Here is an 18,841-nt window from a genome sequence, read left to right as displayed (position 1 = left end):
GGTAGTGGGTAACCTGTCCCTGGATTTTTCCAGTGAAGATTTTAAACCGCTGGCCGCGCGTATGCGGCCAGCAACCCTGAAGCAATACATTGGACAGCAGCACCTGCTGGCTGCGGGTAAACCGTTGCCGCGCGCGATCGAAGCGGGGCACCTGCACTCCATGATTCTCTGGGGACCGCCAGGGACAGGAAAAACAACGCTGGCCGAGATTATCGCTCACTATGGCAATGCGGACGTTGAGCGTATTTCTGCGGTCACCTCTGGTGTCAAAGAGATTCGTGAAGCCATTGAACGCGCAAGGCTGAGCAAGCAGGCGGGCCGCCGCACTATCCTGTTTGTAGATGAAGTCCATCGCTTCAACAAAAGTCAGCAGGATGCGTTTCTTCCCCATATTGAAGACGGCACTATCACGTTTATCGGTGCCACGACAGAAAATCCCAGCTTTGAGCTTAACTCCGCACTGCTGTCACGTGCTCGTGTCTATTTACTTAAATCCCTGACCACAGAAGATATTGAGCAGGTGCTTGACCAGGCGATGCAGGATGCCAGTCGGGGTTATGGCAACAGCGATATCCTGTTACCTGACAATACGCGGCGTATGATTGCGGAACTGGTCAACGGCGATGCACGTCGTGCTCTGAATACGCTGGAAATGATGGCCGATATGGCCGAAACCAACGGCACAGGCAAACGTGAGCTGACGCCCCAGTTGCTGACCGAAGTGGCGGGGGAACGGTCTGCCCGGTTCGATAATAAAGGCGATCGCTTTTATGACCTGATTTCTGCCTTGCATAAATCCGTCCGGGGATCGGCGCCGGATGCCGCCCTGTACTGGTACGCCCGTATTATTACCGCCGGTGGCGATCCGCTGTATGTCGCGCGTCGGCTACTGGCCATTGCGTCTGAAGACGTCGGCAATGCCGATCCACGAGGCATGCAGGTGGCTATTGCGGCCTGGGACTGTTTCACCCGGGTTGGTCCGGCAGAAGGGGAGCGCGCGATTGCGCAGGCCATTGTCTATCTCGCCTGTGCGCCAAAAAGTAACGCCGTCTATAACGCGTTTAAGGCGGCGATGCGTGATGCACGCGACCATCCAGATTTCGATGTTCCCGATCATTTGCGCAATGCCCCCACGAAGCTAATGAAAGAGATGGGGCTGGGCGAAAGCTATCGCTATGCGCATGACGAAGCCAATGCCTATGCTGCGGGTGAAATCTATTTCCCACCCGAAATGGCGCAAACGCGTTACTATCATCCCACTCAACGCGGTCTTGAAGGCAAAATTGGCGAAAAGCTGGCCTGGCTGGCTGAACTCGATCAAAATAGCCCGACAAAACGCTACCGCTGAAACAGACGTTGCGGTAATGTGGTCAATGTTTTCAACGCATTCCAGCGGGAGTGCGTCCCCTTCTTTTAACTCATAAATACACAGGATAAGCATGCTCGATCCCAATCTGCTGCGTAATGAGCCAGACGCAGTCGCAGAAAAACTGGCACGCCGAGGATTTAAACTGGATGTGGAAATGCTGCGTTCGCTCGAAGAGCGTCGCAAAGTCTTGCAGGTTGAAACGGAAAACCTGCAGGCCGAGCGCAACTCCCGCTCCAAATCCATCGGTCAGGCCAAAGCACGTGGGGAAGACATCGAGCCACTGCGTCAGGAAGTGAACAGCCTGGGCGAACGCCTGGATGCGGCTAAAGCAGAACTGGACGAGCTGCAAAATCAGATCCGCGATTTCAGCCTGGCGCTGCCGAATCTTCCTGCGGATGAAGTGCCGCTGGGGAAAGACGACACGGAAAACCTGGAAATCAGTCGCTGGGGTGAACCCCGCCAGTTTGATTTTGAGGTGAAAGATCACGTTGAGCTGGGTGAAGCGGCTAAAGGGCTGGACTTTGCTGCGGCAGTGAAACTCACCGGCTCACGCTTCGTGGTTATGCAAGGCCAGATTGCTCGCCTGCACCGTGCGCTCAGCCAGTTCATGATTGACCTGCACACGGAACAACATGGTTATCTGGAAACTTACGTCCCTTACCTGGTTAACCATGCGACCTTATACGGTACAGGCCAGTTACCTAAGTTTGGTGAAGATCTGTTCCATACACGTCCGCTGGAAGAAGAATCCGAAAGCAGCCATTACGCGCTCATTCCGACCGCTGAAGTGCCGCTGACCAACCTTGTGCGGGATGAAATCGTTGAAGAAGAGAGCCTGCCGCTGAAGCTTACGGCACATACACCCTGCTTCCGCTCTGAAGCAGGCTCCTATGGCCGTGATACGCGTGGGCTCATCCGTATGCACCAGTTCGACAAAGTTGAAATGGTACAAATCGTCGCGCCTGAAACCTCTATGGATGCGCTGGAAGAGCTGGTTGGCCATGCTGAAAAAGTGTTGCAACTGCTGAACCTGCCGTATCGCAAGGTCTTGCTGTGCAGCGGTGATATGGGCTTTGGTGCGACAAAAACCTACGATTTAGAAGTATGGTTACCGGCGCAAAATACCTACCGTGAAATCTCTTCTTGCTCAAACATGGGGGATTTCCAGGCTCGCCGTATGCAGGCGCGCACCCGCAATAAGCAGGATAAAAAACCGCGTCTGGTGCATACCCTGAATGGCTCGGGCCTGGCCGTAGGACGTACGCTGGTTGCCGTGCTGGAAAATTACCAGCAGCAGGACGGCCGCATCGCCGTGCCAGAGGTATTACGTCCTTATATGAACGGCCTGGAATTTATTGGCTAAGCGTTCATCCTGTCTAAAATAACCCAGCTCAGGCTGGGTTTTTTTATCTTTACCGCGAGGCATCCTCAACACGTTTAAAATTTATCACAAATAAACATTATCGATGACGACGCGGGCAGAAAGCGTAAAAATCCAGATTATCATAGAGATAGCGCAAAGTTATCTGATGCCTGACAGATGGCTAACTTACTGAAGATAAATAATTTAAATGGTCACGCAGCAAAATGTGCTGCACCCTCATTCCTCCCGTTGACTTTACAACGCGCGATGGCAAACTGCGCGCAATTTCCTTCATTTCTTTTGGTTTTTATCCCCTATGTCGACCTGGTCACGTCCTGTGATATTGCTGCTCTGCGGCCTGTTATTGATGACAGTTTCCATTGCGGTACTGAATACGCTAGTGCCCCTTTGGCTGACGCATGATGCGCTGGCAACATGGCAGGTAGGCGTGGTGAGTTCGTCGTATTACACCGGTAACCTGCTGGGCACTTTAGTGGCTGGCTGGCTGATCAAGCGATACGGTTTTAACCGAAGCTATTATCTGGCGACCGGCCTTTTTGCGCTGTCGACACTGTGCATGCTGGCGCTGGAAGGATTCTGGGCATGGACATTGCTGCGCTTCACGGCCGGTATCGGCTGCGCGTTAGTCTGGGTCGTGGTGGAAAGCGCATTGTTATGCAGTGGAACAGTACGTAACCGTGGGCAGTTGCTCGCTGCCTATATGATCGTCTATTACCTGGGTACGGTTGCCGGACAACTGCTGGTGAGCAAACTGTCTACCGAATTACTGAGTGTGATTCCCTGGGTAACCGCCACGGTCATCAGCGCCATCTTACCGTTAATCTTCACGCAGGTTTCTGCCAACAGCGATACCGTAGAAGCTACGCCAGGCGGACGAATTTTACCTATGCTGCGTCGTCGCAGTTCTCGTCTCGGTATTAACGGCTGTATTATTTCTGGCATTGTTCTGGGATCGCTGTACGGCTTGATGCCGCTCTATCTTTCTCATCAGGGTATGAGTGATGCCAACGTGGGTTACTGGATGGCCTTGCTGGTGAGTGCCGGCATTGTCGGGCAGTGGCCGATTGGTCGGCTTGCTGACCGCTTTGGCCGCATGATGGTACTGCGAGTGCAGGTATTTGTGGTGATCCTCGGCGCGATTGCGATGCTGACAAATGCCGCGATGGCCCCGGCCCTGTTTGTGTTGGGGCTGGCAGGTTTTACGCTTTATCCGGTCGCCATGTCATGGGCCTGCGAAACCGTGGCGCACCATGAACTGGTGGCAATGAACCAGGCGCTGTTACTGAGCTACACCGTGGGCAGCCTGGCCGGACCAAGCATGACGGCCATGCTGATGCAAAGTTATTCCGACCGTCTGCTGTTCGTTATGATCGCGGCGGTAGCGCTGGTTTACTTAGTCATGTTACTGCGTAAGGCCGATCACCATGCCACGCCAGTGGCACATGCCTGATCATAACGATAACCAGGCGGTGACAGGGCGCCTGGGCTTAATTATCGCCGTCTGGCTGCGCTGACTGTCAGACGGTTATCGTTTACTGACTGCGGTGACGTGGTCTGTCAATACATCACTTCATGTCCGTAGCTGGCAAGAATATGCTTGACCCGTTCCATGGTCGCTTTACTGGGCGGTTTTACGCCGTCGAGCTTGTACTCTTCACCCATCGCAATCCATTTATGCTTACCCAGCTCGTGATAAGGCAGAAGCTCAATCTTCTCCACATTTGCCATATCCTGCGTAAATGCACCTAAGCGATGGACACTGTCATCATCATCAGAATAGCCGGGCACGACGACGAAACGAATCCACGTCCGTTTTCCTTTCTTCTGAAGATAGCGCGCAAAATCGAGTGTGCGATGATTCGACACACCGACAAGAATCTGGTGGATGTCATCGTTCATCTGCTTGAGGTCAAGCATCACCAAATCTGTTGCATCCAGTAATTCATCAATAACGGGATCGTAGCGGCGGACAAAGCCGTTGGTGTCAAGGCAGGTATGAATGCCCTCAGCTTGACATGCGCGAAACCAGTCGCGCACAAACTCCGCCTGCAAAATGGCCTCACCGCCTGAAGCCGTCACCCCGCCACCGGACGCATTCATGAAATGGCGATAAGACAGAACGTCCGCCATGAGCGCGTCGACGGTAATTTCTTTGCCGCAATGCGTGTCCCATGTATCACGGTTGTGGCAGTACAGGCAGCGCATCAGGCAGCCCTGAAAAAAGGTGATAAAACGGATGCCGGGACCGTCTACGGTTCCGCATGATTCAAATGAGTGGATGCGACCAATGGCAGACATTGCGATGTATTCTCCTGATGAGCCTGCGAAGCAGGTGGCGCACTCTCCGGTGCGCTCTGAACGGGAAATCAATTTTGGTGGTTATCCGTCATACAGACAGCGACCAAACCTGACTCGAAAGAAGAGGCTCCATGAAGGAGCCTCAAGGGTGAACTAGAGTGACTGGGTAAAGGTACGGGTAATCACGTCCTGCTGCTGCTCTTTGGTGAGCGAGTTAAAGCGAACGGCATAGCCCGAAACGCGGATGGTTAACTGAGGATATTTCTCAGGGTTATCCATTGCGTCCATCAACATTTCCCGGTTCATCACGTTAACATTCAGATGCTGGCCGCCTTCAATACTGGCCTCATGATGGAAGTAACCATCCATTAGTCCTGCCAGATTGGTTTTACGTACATTATCATCTTTGCCAAGCGCATTAGGCACGATGGAGAAAGTATAAGAGATACCGTCTTTAGCGTACGCAAAGGGTAATTTCGCTACCGAGGTCAGCGATGCTACCGCTCCTTTCTGGTCGCGACCGTGCATGGGGTTAGCGCCAGGGCCAAAGGGGGCGCCTGCACGGCGGCCGTCTGGCGTATTACCAGTTTTCTTGCCATAAACGACGTTAGAGGTAATGGTCAGAACGGACTGCGTTGGCACCGCGTTGCGATATGTTTCCAGTTTCTGAATTTTCTTCATAAACCGTTCAACCAGGTCGCATGCCAGGTCGTCCACGCGCGGATCGTTGTTACCGAACTGGGGATAGTCGCCTTCGATGTCGAAATCAATTGCCAGGCCATCTTCATCACGCACGGGTTTCACTTTGGCATATTTAATGGCTGAGAGTGAATCCGCAGCCACAGACAGTCCGGCGATACCGCAGGCCATGGTGCGGTAAACATCACGATCGTGCAGCGCCATGAGTGACGCTTCATAGCTGTATTTATCATGCATGAAGTGGATGATGTTCAGTGCGGTGACATACTGTTTTGCCAGCCAGTCCATGAAGTGATCCAGACGGGCCATCACGACGTCGAAATCGAGCACTTCATCCATGATTTTGGCTTCTTTCGGCCCCACCTGCATTTTCAGTTTTTCGTCCATGCCGCCGTTGATCGCGTACAACAAGGTTTTTGCCAGGTTGGCGCGGGCACCAAAGAACTGCATTTGCTTGCCGACGATCATAGGGCTGACACAGCAGGCAATGGCGTAATCATCGTTGTTAAAGTCAGGACGCATCAGGTCGTCATTTTCATACTGCAGTGACGAGGTGTCGATTGAAACTTTAGCCGCATATTTTTTGAAGTTAACGGGCAGTTTTTCAGACCACAGAATGGTCATGTTTGGTTCAGGGGAGGGGCCCATGGTGTAAAGCGTGTTCAGGAAACGGAACGTGGTTTTACTGACCAGCGTGCGACCATCAACGCCCATCCCCGCCAGCGATTCGGTGGCCCAGATAGGGTCGCCAGAAAACAGCTCATCGTATTCCGGTGTACGCAGGAAGCGGACCATGCGCAGTTTCATGACCAGATGGTCAATCAGTTCCTGTGCCTGCTCTTCGTTCAGTTTTCCTGCCTGGAGGTCGCGTTCGATGTAGATATCGAGGAAAGTCGACACCCTGCCAAAAGACATGGCCGCGCCGTTCTGTGATTTAACTGCAGCCAGATAGCCATAATAGGTCCACTGAACGGCTTCAGCCGCGTTGGTGGCCGGGCCAGAAATATCATGACCGTATTTGGCTGCCATCGCTTTAATTTGTTCAAGCGCCCGATGCTGATCAGCAATTTCTTCGCGCAGGCGAATCGTGGCTTCCAGGTTTACGCCGTTTTCAAGATCGTTTTGCAGTGAGGTGAACTGAGCAAACTTATCCGCCATCAGATAATCAATGCCGTATAGGGCAACACGACGATAATCACCGATGATGCGTCCACGACCATAAGCATCAGGCAGGCCGGTCAATACGCCGGATTTACGGCAGCGTAAAATGTCAGGTGTATAAACATCAAAAACACCCTGGTTATGCGTTTTGCGGTATTCCGTGAAAATCTTTTTCAGAGACGCGTCGAGTTCACGACCATAGACCTTGCATGAGCCTTCAACCATTTTAATACCGCCAAAAGGAATAATGGCGCGTTTCAACGGGGCTTCGGTTTGCAGGCCAACAATTTTTTCCAGTGATTTATTGATGTAACCGGCATCGTGGGAAGTGATGGTTGAGGCAAGATCGGTATCAAAATCGACTGGTGCATGGGTGCGGTTTTCAATTTTGATGCCTTCCAGCACGCTCTCCCACAGTGTTGTGGTGGCCTCGGTGGCACCGGCCAGAAAGGACTCGTCGCCTTCATAAGGCGTATAGTTTTTCTGAATAAAGTCGCGTACGTTGACGCTGTTCTGCCATTCGCCTTCAGTAAATCCCTGCCAGGCTGAAGCGAGTTTTGCATTACGTTCGGTCATAATATACCTGCCTTATTTAAGGAGACTTTTGCTCTCGGGCGTACCAGGCTGCGATATGCCGTTGAGACAGGATTAGTGCGTTTCTTTACCACCGCGTAAGTAAATTACCCAGTAGGTCAATCCGACTAGCAGGCCGCCGCCAATGATGTTACCGAGCGTGACCGGAATCAGATTGTCGAAAATAAAGTTTTTAACGGTGAGGGCCGGGAACTGTGCTGCTGTGGCCCCTGCGGCCTGCCAAAACTCAGGCCCGGAAAAGTCGCGTATCACGATCGCGAAAGGAATCAAAAACATATTGGCGATACTGTGTTCAAAACCACAGGCGACAAACATGGCCACCGGCAAAATCATAATCAGGCTTTTATCGGTCAATGTCCGTCCTGAATAGCTCATCCAGACCGCCAGGCAGACCATCAAATTGGCCAATGTGCCGAGGCAAACGGCTTCGATAAAAGTATGATGCATTTTATGGTCGGCTGTTTGCAGGACGTTTAATCCCCACGCGCCGTTTGCCACCATCTGTTCACCGGAGAACCACATGAGCGTGACGAAAAATAACGCGCCAGCCAGGTTACCGATATAAACGGTTATCCAGTTTCGTGCCAGTTGCCCCCAGGTGATGCGTCCACTGGCTTTGGCGACCACAATGAGGACGGTAGATGTGAACAGATCGGCACCGCATACCACGACCAGTATGAGTCCCAGTGAAAAACAGATGCCGCCGATCAGTTTTGCCAGGCCATAAGGCACAGCACCGCTGCCCGTGGTAGCCGTGATGTAAAACACGAAAGCAATCGAGATGAACATGCCCGCAGTAAAGGCCAGAAAGGTCGTGGTGAGGGGATGTTTAGTGGCTTTATAAACGCCAGCATCTTCAGCCACTTTCGCCATCGCGGCGGGTAATAACAGATTAAAAGGATTGTCAGCTTTCACACTAACTCACTCCAAAAGTTGTCTGAAAAAATGATAACAAAGGCAACAGTTACAGAAGTTGATTTGGATCATGATCAGCCATGCAAGGACGGTGCGTGTTTGACTGAAAGACGGGATTTTTGGGGTTAATTTATTGAAATATAATGATTAAAAATATTTTAAATTATGCAATTTTTGTTTAAGAGATGGCGGTGTGCCGTCAGGACGATCTCTGCAGAGTTAACGAAATGCATCTGTTATGTTGCTTTAAATAATGATGATAAAAACGCTGAACAATACATCCCTTAAATACTTATTCTCAAAAAAAAGAAAGGCACCCATTAAATAAGGTGCCTGTGAGATTATTATCGCTTTATCCTGAAACAGAGCCGCGAAAGATTAGGCGTTTTTCCAGTAAAGACGTTTCGCCTTTTGCAGCTTTTCATAGGCAGCAAGCAAAGCCTGATGAGCAGGGAAAGCCTTAAGATCGCTGTCTACCGGCTGGAGGCCATTGAAGGCCGCCTCACCGCTGATTGCCGCCGAGGCGGCGTCGACAGCGTCAGCACCATACATACGCACAAAGGCTGCGTGATACTCAAGCGGATTCCGCTCATCTTCCATCGCCAGCAGCAGCAGAGTTTGCAGACAGCGGTAATAATTTGCACGCTCCGGGCTGAATACGGAGCCATTAAATTCCATTGTCCATTCCGTCCAGATCAGCGCCTGATCGAGATCACCGCCAGCCAGGGCCAGCATGGCTTTGAGTTCACCAATGCGCAGCGTGTACCAGCCGTTATCTTTGCCTGTCGCCAGTCCCAGCAACTCGCGGACACGCGTGAAGTCATCAAAACCTTCTTCGTCCAGCTGAGAAATTAAATCCAGGTACTCTTCCGGATTCCAGTTGCTGCCGGGCAGGGCCAGAAGCGTTTCACGAATACCTGCACCCATGCTGTTATTCGCCAGCAACAAGTCTTCAGCCGGATAAATATCTGACATACCGGGCACAATAATGCGGCAGGCATACACACCGAGGTGCTCATAATCAGCGATGTAAACGTCCTGACCTTCGGCTTTGAAAATCGCCATGAGCGTACTGAATTCCTGCTCGGTGGTGCCATCAAATTTCCAGTCAACGAAGGGATAATCCGCTGTTTCTTTAAACAGATCCCAGGAGATCAGGCCGCTTGAATCGATAAAGTGGGTTTCCAGGTTGGCGTGCTCTGCCACTTCTTCATCATCAAACGTGGGCGGCGTGAACACATCCAGATCTTTCAGGCTGCGGCCCTGAAGCAGTTCGGTAACGGTACGCTCCAGCGCGACACCAAAATCAGGGTGCGCGCCAAAAGAGGCGAAACAGGTGCCGTTGGCAGGATTAAACAGCACAACGCAGATAACCGGATATTTCCCACCCAGTGACGCGTCATAGGCAAAAATCGGGAACCCTTCGGCTTCCAGACGGGCGATGGCTTCAACCACATCGGGGTAACGCGCCATCACGGATTCAGGAATGGCAGGCAGGCTGATGGACTCGGCGATGATACGATTTTTAATATAGCGCTCGAAAACTTCTGACAGCCCCTGTACCCGTGCCTCGTTGGCCGTGTTGCCGGCGGACATGCCGTTCGACACATACAGGTTACCGATAATATTCATCGGAATATAAACGGTCTGCTGATCGGACTGACGGGTAAAGGGCAGGGCGCAGATGCCGCGTGCGCTGTTACCCGACTGGAGATCGATTAAATCTGAAGCGGAGAGGGCGTTTTCAGGATCGTAAAAGGCGCGCAGGCGCGCATCCAGAATGCCTTCAGGCAGGCTGTCGTCTTCAGGCAGAGCAAACCATTTTTCATTGGGATAGTGAACAAAATCCCCCTGGGCGATACTGTTGCCAAGCCAGAAATCAGCAAAAAAGTAATTCGTGGACAGGCGTTCAAAATATTCCCCCAGCGCCGAGGCCAGAGCGGCTTTTTTGCTGGCGCCCTTACCATTGGTGAAGCAGAGGGGGCAGTCGCGATCACGAATGTGGACAGACCAGACGTGTGGCACAGGATTCAGCCAGGAGGCTTCTTCAATATTAAAACCCAGATCCTGTAATTTGGTCTGGAAGCGTGAAATGGAGTCTTCCAGGGCGGCATCTTTGCCCGGGATAAAAGTTTGCGTCATGGTGCCGCTCTCTCTGTAAATGGGGAGACATAAAGCGCGCAATGATACGTTTTTTACCGTCTGTTCGCTATCAAGACGCCGCAATTTTACCGTCGTTTTTCTCATGCTTTGTCATCTGAGCCAAAGCCGGGACTGCATGAAAGGAAGCCGCCTCACAATATTTCGTGCCGGATTACATTGGTAATATAACCTTCGGTGCGTCATGCCGAAAAAATGTGACCGCAGTTCGATTTATGATTGCAGCCACCAGAAGGCAGTGATAAAACCGAATCGTTATTCATAACCGTTCGATATGACAGTGGTGAGGGAAATGACGCAAATTTATAATTTTAGCTCTGGGCCAGCGATGCTGCCGAGCGAAGTACTCCGCCGTGCAGAACAAGAACTGACAAACTGGCATGGTCTGGGAACTTCAGTAATGGAGATCAGCCACCGCAGTAAAGAATTTATTCAGGTGGCAGAAGAGGCTGAAGCGGACTTCCGCGATCTGCTGAAAATTCCTTCCAATTACAAAGTATTATTCTGTCATGGCGGCGCACGTGCGCAGTTTGCTGCTGTACCGGGCAATTTACTCGGCAGTGCGACCAGTGCGGACTATGCAGATGGAGGCTACTGGGCTCACAGTGCCATTAAAGAAGCGGAAAAATATTGCTCACCGCGGACGCTGGATGTCAAAACGACCCAAGAAGGTAAGCGCGCCATCCTGCCGATGCGCGAATGGGATGTCAGCGACACGGCCGCCTATTTGCATTTTTGCCCAAATGAAACCATTGACGGTCTGGCTATTGACGAAGAGCCTGACTTTGGTGACAAGGTTGTGGTCGCCGATCTTTCCTCCACGATTCTGTCACGCCCAATTGATATCAAGCGCTATGGTGTGATTTACGCAGGTGCGCAGAAAAATATTGGTCCGGCTGGCCTTACCCTGGTTATCGTACGGGACGATCTTCTCGGCAACGCGCATCAAAGCGTGCCTTCCATCCTTGACTACACCGTTCTGGCTGAAAATGATTCCATGTTTAATACGCCACCTACGTTTGCCTGGTATCTGAGTGGCCTGGTCTTTAAGTGGCTGAAGCAGAAGGGTGGTGTCGCTGAGATGGAAAAAATTAATCAGGCAAAAGCCGGATTACTCTATGGTCTCATCGATAACAGCGATTTTTACCGTAACGATGTGGCACTGCAAAACCGTTCCCGGATGAACATTCCTTTCCAACTGGCTGATGCCTCGCTGGACAGCCTCTTCCTGGAAGAGTCATTTAAGGCAGGTCTGCACGCATTAAAAGGTCACCGTGTTGTGGGCGGCATGCGTGCCTCAATCTACAATGCGATGCCATTGGAAGGCGTTAAAGCGCTGACCGATTTCATGATTGATTTCGAACGCCGCCACGGCTAAGTCTTTCACTGTCAGTGGAATGACTGACACCCGACTCCGCCCTCTGGCGGAGTCATCGTTTTTTAAGGATTACGTTTCACATGCAAGATTCCCTGACCCTTCAGCCCATCGCTCGCGTTAATGGTACGGTTAATTTGCCCGGTTCCAAAAGCGTGTCAAACCGTGCGCTTCTGCTTGCTGCACTGGCGAAAGGTAAAACCCGATTAACTAATCTGCTGGACAGCGACGATGTTAAGCACATGCTTAATGCGCTTGATGCAATGGGTGTTGAGTTCACGCTTTCCAGCGATCGTACGGTGTGCGAGGTGACAGGAAAGGGTGGGCCGCTGCATGCATCACAGCCCACAGAGCTGTTTCTGGGCAACGCCGGCACTGCCATGCGGCCGCTTGCGGCAGCGCTTTGCCTGGGTGTGCAGGATGTCGTCCTGACGGGCGAACCACGCATGAAAGAACGCCCTATCGGGCACCTGGTCGATGCACTACGGCAAGGTGGGGCTACTATAGACTATCTCGAAAATACAGATTATCCCCCAGTCCGCCTGCGGGGTGGGTTTACTGGCGGCGACGTTACAGTAGATGGCAGCGTATCCAGCCAGTTTTTGACCGCGCTTCTGATGATGGCTCCGTTAGCTGAAAATCCTACCCGTATCAGCATTAAAGGTGAGCTGGTTTCCAAACCTTACATCGACATTACTCTGCACCTGATGCGCTGCTTTGGTGTCGAGGTTGAGAATCAGCAGTATCAACACTTCCTGATTAAGGGTAAACAGCACTACCAGTCACCAGGTGAATATCTGGTGGAGGGGGATGCGTCTTCTGCCTCCTATTTTCTTGCCGCAGCCGCAATCAAAGGCGGTACCGTGCGTGTCACCGGCATTGGTCGCAACAGCGTACAAGGCGATATTCGCTTTGCGGATGTACTCGAAAAGATGGGGGCATCAATTGAGTGGGGCGATGACTATATTGCCTGCACGGCCGGGACATTACGCGCTATTGATATGGATATGAACCATATTCCTGATGCTGCCATGACCATTGCCACTGCGGCATTGTTTGCAGAAGGTACGACGCAACTGCGCAATATTTATAACTGGCGAGTTAAAGAAACGGATCGTCTGACGGCTATGGCAACCGAGTTGCGTAAAGTCGGTGCCGAGGTGGAAGAAGGGCACGATTTTATTCGCATCACGCCGCCTGAGACGTTGAAGCATGCCGACATCGGCACGTATAACGATCACCGTATGGCGATGTGTTTCTCGCTGGTTGCGCTGTCCGATACGCCCGTTACCATTCTTGATCCAGGCTGTACGGCAAAAACCTTCCCTGATTATTTTGAACAGCTGCAAAAAATTAGCGAAAACGCCTAATCCCCTCGCCCGATGTCGTGCATCGGGCTCATCATCTTCAGGACGCTTTTCCACGCCAGAGGCCTTTTTCCTGGCTAAATTTCTCATTGCCTCTTCTCAAAAGGTAACTAAGCGTCGCCGGGCAGCGTATAATGCCCGACATTTGTGACGGCCAACCGGCCAAAATGCGCGCAGCAACAGGAGGGAATGATGACAGCAACTGCCCCGGTCATAACAATTGATGGGCCAAGTGGCGCGGGAAAGGGCACCCTGTGCAAGGCGATGGCGGAAGCATTACAGTGGCATTTACTGGATTCCGGCGCAATTTATCGTGTACTGGCCTTAGCCGCATTACATCATCAGGTCGATATTGAGTCTGAAGAGGCGTTAGTCCCTATCGCCGCCCATCTTGATGTGCGTTTCCTTTCTCATCATGGCGAAATGCAGGTCATCCTGGAAGGGGAAGACGTCACCAGCGAAATTCGTACCCAGGAAGTCAGTAATACCGCCTCACGCGTCGCGGCTTTTCCTCGCGTTCGGGAAGCGCTGTTACGTCGTCAACGCGCGTTTCGCGAGGAACCCGGTTTGATTGCAGACGGGCGGGATATGGGCACCGTCGTTTTCCCCGATGCGCCTGTAAAGATTTTCCTTGATGCCAGCCCGGAAGAACGTGCTCAGCGACGTATGCTACAGTTGCAGGCGAATGGCTTTAATGTTAACTTTGATCGCCTTTTAGCCGAGATAAAAGAACGCGACGACCGCGATCGCAACCGCGCTATCGCACCGTTAGTCCCTGCCGCTGATGCTTTGGTGTTGGATTCAACCCAGATGTCCATCGAGCAGGTTATTGATAACGCGTTAAATTATGCCCGCAAAACGCTTGGTGTGTAATCTTCCGGCTTAAACGAATGTATTAACCCTGTGCCACGGATCCGGTGCAGGGCATGTGAAACAACCCCATCCGACATGATGTCAGATGGACGTTAAATTGAAGAATCCTAAGATTATCAATATGACTGAATCTTTTGCTCAACTATTTGAAGAATCCCTGAAAGAAATCGAAACCCGCCCGGGTTCCATCGTTCGTGGCGTTGTTGTCTCTATCGACAAAGACGTTGTTCTGGTTGATGCGGGCCTGAAATCTGAATCTGCAATCCCTGCAGAGCAGTTCAAAAACGCAGCCGGCGAACTGGAAATCCAGGTTGGTGACGAAGTTGACGTTGCTCTGGACGCAGTGGAAGATGGCTTCGGTGAAACTCTGCTGTCACGTGAGAAAGCTAAGCGTCACGAAGCTTGGATCACGCTGGAAAAAGCTTACGAAGAAGCTGAAACTGTTACCGGTATTATCAACGGCAAAGTCAAAGGTGGCTTCACAGTTGAGCTGAACGGTATCCGTGCGTTCCTGCCAGGTTCACTGGTTGATGTGCGTCCAGTACGCGACACACTGCACCTGGAAGGCAAAGAGCTTGAATTCAAAGTGATCAAGCTTGATCAGAAACGCAACAACGTCGTGGTTTCACGTCGTGCGGTTATCGAATCTGAGAACAGCGCAGAGCGCGATCAGCTGCTGGAAAACCTGCAGGAAGGCATGGAAGTTAAAGGTATCGTTAAGAACCTCACTGACTACGGCGCATTCGTTGATCTGGGCGGTGTTGACGGCCTGCTGCACATCACTGACATGGCCTGGAAGCGCGTTAAGCATCCAAGCGAGATCGTGAATGTTGGCGATGAAATCAACGTTAAAGTCCTGAAATTCGACCGCGAGCGTACCCGTGTATCTCTGGGTCTGAAGCAGCTGGGCGAAGATCCATGGGTGGCTATCGCTAAGCGCTATCCAGAAGGCACCAAGCTGACTGGGCGTGTAACCAACCTGACTGACTACGGCTGCTTCGTTGAAATCGAAGAAGGCGTTGAAGGCCTGGTACACGTTTCAGAAATGGACTGGACCAACAAAAACATCCATCCGTCTAAAGTTGTAAACGTAGGCGATGTGGTTGAAGTGATGGTTCTGGACATCGATGAAGAGCGTCGTCGTATCTCCCTGGGTCTGAAGCAGTGCAAATCTAACCCATGGCAGCAGTTCGCTGAGACCCACAACAAAGGCGATCGCGTTGAAGGTAAAATCAAGTCAATCACTGACTTCGGTATCTTCATCGGCCTGGACGGTGGCATCGACGGTCTGGTTCACCTGTCTGACATCTCCTGGAACGCGACTGGCGAAGAAGCAGTTCGTGAGTACAAAAAAGGCGACGAAATCGCTGCCGTTGTACTGCAGGTTGATGCAGAGCGCGAGCGTATCTCTCTGGGCGTGAAACAGCTGGCAGAAGATCCGTTCAACAACTACATCACTTTGAACAAGAAAGGTGCTATCGTCACCGGTAAAGTGACTGCAGTTGATGCGAAAGGTGCTACAGTTGAATTGGCAGACGGCGTTGAGGGTTACCTGCGCGCTTCTGAAGCTTCAATGGACCGTATCGAAGACGCTACACTGGTTCTGAACGTCGGTGACGACGTTGAAGCTAAATTTACTGGCGTTGACCGTAAAAACCGCGTAGTGAGCCTGTCTGTTCGTGCGAAAGACCAGGCTGACGAGAAAGAAGCTATCAACACTGTTAACACCAAACAGGAAGAAGGCAACTTCTCAAGCGCAATGGCTGAAGCGTTCAAAGCGGCTAAAGGCGAGTAATCGACCTTGCACCGGGCGGATTTATCCGCCCGGTTTCGGTAAAGGCTGTCATACATTCCTGTAGGGATTAACCGGAGGTTACATGACCAAGTCAGAATTGATTGAAAGGCTGGCGGGACAGCATACTCATATACCGGCGAAAGTCGTTGAGGATGCAGTCAAAGAGATGCTTGAGCACATGGCCACAACGCTGGCACAGGGCGAACGCATTGAAATCCGGGGATTCGGCAGCTTTTCGTTGCACTATCGCGCACCGCGCACTGGCCGTAACCCGAAAACGGGTGACAAAGTGGATCTGGAAGGTAAATACGTTCCCCACTTCAAGCCGGGCAAAGAACTGCGTGACCGTGCTAACATCTACGGCTAAGCCGATACCGAAACGCCTAAACGACATCTCCGGATGTCGTTTTTTTTTGCCCGCGTGATTATGTTCGCTCTCCCGCAAAAAAATGCGTCTGCGCTGCAACGAATTATCCTCTCTGGAAACCCTTTCTTAATTCACTCTTTACGCGCTTTACCCTGAAAGTCTGAAGGACATACTTACGCCAGTTCATCAGCGGGATACGGTATGTTGACATGGATTGGACTGGCGAGACTGGCCTCGCTGACCGCGTTACCCTTACTGATCGTGCCTCAGCTCCCTTCGCGAACGTTTATTGTCGTGATGCTGCTGTGTGGCACTTGTCTGGTGGGGATGTCCGTACGTTATGTCCGCATCGCAGGCTGTGCGCTTTTGCTGGCCGCCTGGGGGCTGGTTAATGCGCAATCCCTGGTCAACGACACGGAATGGATGAGTACCCGACCCGCCTGGTTTGTCGTGCAAATTGAAGAGGTAAAACAAGACGCGTCACGTATTCGGGTCAGAATGTTGAAAGCGGGAAACCGGATTTTCTTTCCTCCCCGTTTTGCCTGGCTGTCACTGCAGGATAACGCTACAGCCTATTGTCCGGGGCAGCGCTGGCAAATGCGGCTCAGGTTACGCGCTGTTCATGCCAGACTTAATGAGGGAGAATTCGACGCACAACGCTTTGCCATGGCGAATCATACCCCGGTGCAGGGGCGCATTATCAAGCAACATCCTGTGCAGTCTGAATGCAGCTGGCGTTGGCAGCATATTCGTGGCCACAGGCAACATTACGAACATTTACCCGCTTCGGCTACGCTTGAGGCACTGGCTTTTGGCATTCGCGACAATCTGAGTGAGGCAACCCGTCAGCTGTTACGTGATACCGGAACGGCGCATCTTATGGCCATTTCAGGTATGCACATTGGCCTGGCCGCGGGCACCGGATGGCTACTGGCGCGGGGCAGCCAGTTTTTGTTACCGGCACGCTGCATTAGCTATCTGTATCCGCTCATTGTCAGTTGGCTCTGTGCCGCACTCTATACGTGGCTTTCAGGGGCCCAGGCGCCAGCGCAGCGGGCATTACTGGCACTGACGCTATGGGCAATAACACGTATAGCAGGTGTCCAGCTCAGCCCCTGGCAAATCTGGACGCTCTGCGTAGGGTTGTTGCTGGCACTGGATCCGCTTACCGTTCTCTCGGACAGCTTCTGGCTGTCGGTGCTGGCGGTGGGGATGTTGCTGACCTGGTATCGCTGGTTTCCTCTGGCCGAGCGCTTTCGTGACAGGCGGCGCTGGTTTTTACTGCAACTCCTTCATCTGCAACTGGGAATGATGATCCTGATGGTGCCGCTTCAGGCCGCATTATTTAATGGCATCAGCCTGACCGCGCTGCTCGCTAATCTGTTTGCGATTCCTGTCGTGTCGTTTATTACGGTGCCATTGATACTCATCACCCTGTTGCTACCTTTCCCGGCATTATCAGTGTGGGGGTGGCAGGCGGCCGATCTGTCCCTGCGGTTTCTGTTCTCCGGCCTTGCCCTGCTACCGGCAGGCTGGTGGCCGCTGCAAGGCGCACCTTTCCTGATAATAGCCATATGGGGAGGGCTACTCCTGTGGCGTTCCGGCGTACTGTTCTCCATGCCGTTCAGTTGTAGCGCTGTCGCACTGGCAATCCTGTTTTCCCGCCATGCTAAGCCGGAAGCGCTATGGCGCATTGATATGCTGGACGTGGGGCATGGATTGAGCGTCGTCATCAGTCAGGGCGGTGAAGCGGTGCTCTACGATACCGGTCCACGCTGGAAATACAGCGATGCAGGGAGCCGCGTTATTCTGCCCTGGCTTGAACGTAAAGGACTCAGACTGCGGGAGGTTATTCTCAGCCACCGGCATCTTGACCATACCGGCGGGCTGTCGGCTATTCTGCAACATGTCCCTACTGTATGGGTGCGCAGCGGACTTACAGAAAGCGGGCATTTACCCTGTGTACGCGGTACCACATGGCGCTGGAAACGGCTACATTTCCGGGTGCTCTGGCCAGCAACGTCTCCCAACCAGGGGGAAAACAACGATTCATGCGTGGTGAGTGTGGATGATGGAAGCGTCCGTTTGTTACTCATGGGCGATCTGGAAACCGAGGCGGAGCGGCAGTTAGTGCGGCTGGAAAAGCAGCAGTTAAAGGCGGATATTCTGCAGGTACCTCATCATGGCAGCCGGACATCCTCATCGCGCTTACTGCTGCGCAGCATCGCCGGCCATACCGCCATCGCCTCTGTAGCACGCTATAATGCGTGGCGAATGCCCGCGAAGTCCGTGCTGCGAAATTACCGTGAACACGCTTATGACTGGCGTGATACCGGTCAGTCCGGACAAATAAGTATCAAAATAGAGGCAAACACCGTGCAGGTTTTTTCCTTCAGAGAACAATTAGTGCCCCGTTGGTATCATCAGTGGTTTGGCGTCAAACGCGAATCCAGGTAGAATGACCGGCTATTTCCAACAACGTGA

General features: G+C 52.2%; 13 protein-coding genes. 9 read left to right on the top strand and 4 right to left on the bottom strand.

The annotated features are described in order from the left end of the window. Positions 1 to 4 precede the first annotated feature (4 nt). From C1N59_RS13620 to C1N59_RS13610, 3 genes are all read left to right on the top strand, one after another. Positions 5 to 1,348, top strand: a complete 1,344-nt coding sequence (locus C1N59_RS13620; RefSeq protein WP_394550860.1) for a replication-associated recombination protein A — start codon at positions 5 to 7, stop codon at positions 1,346 to 1,348. Positions 1,349 to 1,439: 91 nt separating this feature from the next. Further along, entirely contained in the window at positions 1,440 to 2,732 is a 1,293-nt protein-coding gene (serS, locus tag C1N59_RS13615) for a serine--tRNA ligase (protein WP_039341327.1), read from the top strand. A gap of 316 nt (positions 2,733 to 3,048) precedes the next feature. Further along, positions 3,049 to 4,203, top strand: a complete 1,155-nt coding sequence (locus tag C1N59_RS13610; RefSeq protein ID WP_006118615.1) for an MFS transporter — start codon at positions 3,049 to 3,051, stop codon at positions 4,201 to 4,203. A 107-nt stretch (positions 4,204 to 4,310) separates the two neighbouring features. Here the strand turns inward: C1N59_RS13610 and pflA are convergent, their stop codons facing one another. The 4 genes from pflA to ycaO form a co-directional block, all read right to left on the bottom strand. Next, entirely contained in the window at positions 4,311 to 5,051 is a 741-nt protein-coding gene (gene pflA / locus C1N59_RS13605) for a pyruvate formate lyase 1-activating protein (protein WP_039341323.1), read from the bottom strand. A gap of 153 nt (positions 5,052 to 5,204) precedes the next feature. Then, positions 5,205 to 7,487 carry a formate C-acetyltransferase gene (pflB, locus tag C1N59_RS13600; protein ID WP_006118617.1) on the bottom strand — a complete coding sequence of 761 codons (2,283 nt, stop codon included), beginning with the start codon at positions 7,485 to 7,487 and terminating at the stop codon, positions 5,205 to 5,207. A 72-nt stretch (positions 7,488 to 7,559) separates the two neighbouring features. Beyond that, on the bottom strand, positions 7,560 to 8,420 hold the full coding sequence (focA, locus tag C1N59_RS13595) for a formate transporter FocA (RefSeq protein WP_033737642.1): 861 nt from the start codon (positions 8,418 to 8,420) through the stop codon (positions 7,560 to 7,562). Between the two features lie 378 nt (positions 8,421 to 8,798). Further along, complete coding sequence (ycaO, locus tag C1N59_RS13590) at positions 8,799 to 10,562, bottom strand: 30S ribosomal protein S12 methylthiotransferase accessory factor YcaO (RefSeq protein ID WP_058707603.1); 1,764 nt, start codon at positions 10,560 to 10,562, stop codon at positions 8,799 to 8,801. 310 nt (positions 10,563 to 10,872) lie between these two features. On the opposite strand from ycaO, the gene serC reads away from it, so the two are divergent. From serC to C1N59_RS13560, 6 genes are all read left to right on the top strand, one after another. Next, positions 10,873 to 11,958: a 3-phosphoserine/phosphohydroxythreonine transaminase gene (gene serC, locus C1N59_RS13585; protein ID WP_006118621.1), complete on the top strand. Its 1,086-nt coding sequence runs from the start codon at positions 10,873 to 10,875 to the stop codon at positions 11,956 to 11,958. Positions 11,959 to 12,038: 80 nt separating this feature from the next. After that, positions 12,039 to 13,325 carry a 3-phosphoshikimate 1-carboxyvinyltransferase gene (aroA, locus tag C1N59_RS13580; RefSeq protein ID WP_394549727.1) on the top strand — a complete coding sequence of 429 codons (1,287 nt, stop codon included), beginning with the start codon at positions 12,039 to 12,041 and terminating at the stop codon, positions 13,323 to 13,325. A gap of 189 nt (positions 13,326 to 13,514) precedes the next feature. Beyond that, positions 13,515 to 14,195 (top strand): (d)CMP kinase, encoded by a 681-nt coding sequence (gene cmk, locus C1N59_RS13575; RefSeq protein ID WP_394550858.1) that lies wholly within the window; start codon positions 13,515 to 13,517, stop codon positions 14,193 to 14,195. A 121-nt stretch (positions 14,196 to 14,316) separates the two neighbouring features. After that, positions 14,317 to 15,990, top strand: a complete 1,674-nt coding sequence (rpsA, locus tag C1N59_RS13570; RefSeq protein ID WP_033737767.1) for a 30S ribosomal protein S1 — start codon at positions 14,317 to 14,319, stop codon at positions 15,988 to 15,990. An 82-nt stretch (positions 15,991 to 16,072) separates the two neighbouring features. After that, positions 16,073 to 16,357 (top strand): integration host factor subunit beta, encoded by a 285-nt coding sequence (ihfB, locus tag C1N59_RS13565; RefSeq protein ID WP_003849360.1) that lies wholly within the window; start codon positions 16,073 to 16,075, stop codon positions 16,355 to 16,357. Between the two features lie 201 nt (positions 16,358 to 16,558). Further along, positions 16,559 to 18,814 (top strand): DNA internalization-related competence protein ComEC/Rec2, encoded by a 2,256-nt coding sequence (locus C1N59_RS13560; protein ID WP_394549726.1) that lies wholly within the window; start codon positions 16,559 to 16,561, stop codon positions 18,812 to 18,814. Positions 18,815 to 18,841: the final 27 nt, after the last annotated feature.

The organism is Pantoea sp. SGAir0183, from assembly GCF_043545505.1.
Note: the sequence above shows the minus strand (reverse complement) of the source record. Positions and strands in the feature narration are given on the sequence as shown.

Coding starts and splice junctions, on each gene's coding strand:
- C1N59_RS13560 (WP_394549726.1), top strand. CDS start 16,559: ATGTTGACATGGATTGGACTGGCGAGACTGGCCTCGCTGACCGCGTTA.
- pflA (WP_039341323.1), bottom strand. CDS start 5,051: ATGTCTGCCATTGGTCGCATCCACTCATTTGAATCATGCGGAACCGTA.
- aroA (WP_394549727.1), top strand. CDS start 12,039: ATGCAAGATTCCCTGACCCTTCAGCCCATCGCTCGCGTTAATGGTACG.
- rpsA (WP_033737767.1), top strand. CDS start 14,317: ATGACTGAATCTTTTGCTCAACTATTTGAAGAATCCCTGAAAGAAATC.
- ihfB (WP_003849360.1), top strand. CDS start 16,073: ATGACCAAGTCAGAATTGATTGAAAGGCTGGCGGGACAGCATACTCAT.
- serS (WP_039341327.1), top strand. CDS start 1,440: ATGCTCGATCCCAATCTGCTGCGTAATGAGCCAGACGCAGTCGCAGAA.
- C1N59_RS13610 (WP_006118615.1), top strand. CDS start 3,049: ATGTCGACCTGGTCACGTCCTGTGATATTGCTGCTCTGCGGCCTGTTA.
- cmk (WP_394550858.1), top strand. CDS start 13,515: ATGACAGCAACTGCCCCGGTCATAACAATTGATGGGCCAAGTGGCGCG.
- pflB (WP_006118617.1), bottom strand. CDS start 7,487: ATGACCGAACGTAATGCAAAACTCGCTTCAGCCTGGCAGGGATTTACT.
- ycaO (WP_058707603.1), bottom strand. CDS start 10,562: ATGACGCAAACTTTTATCCCGGGCAAAGATGCCGCCCTGGAAGACTCC.
- serC (WP_006118621.1), top strand. CDS start 10,873: ATGACGCAAATTTATAATTTTAGCTCTGGGCCAGCGATGCTGCCGAGC.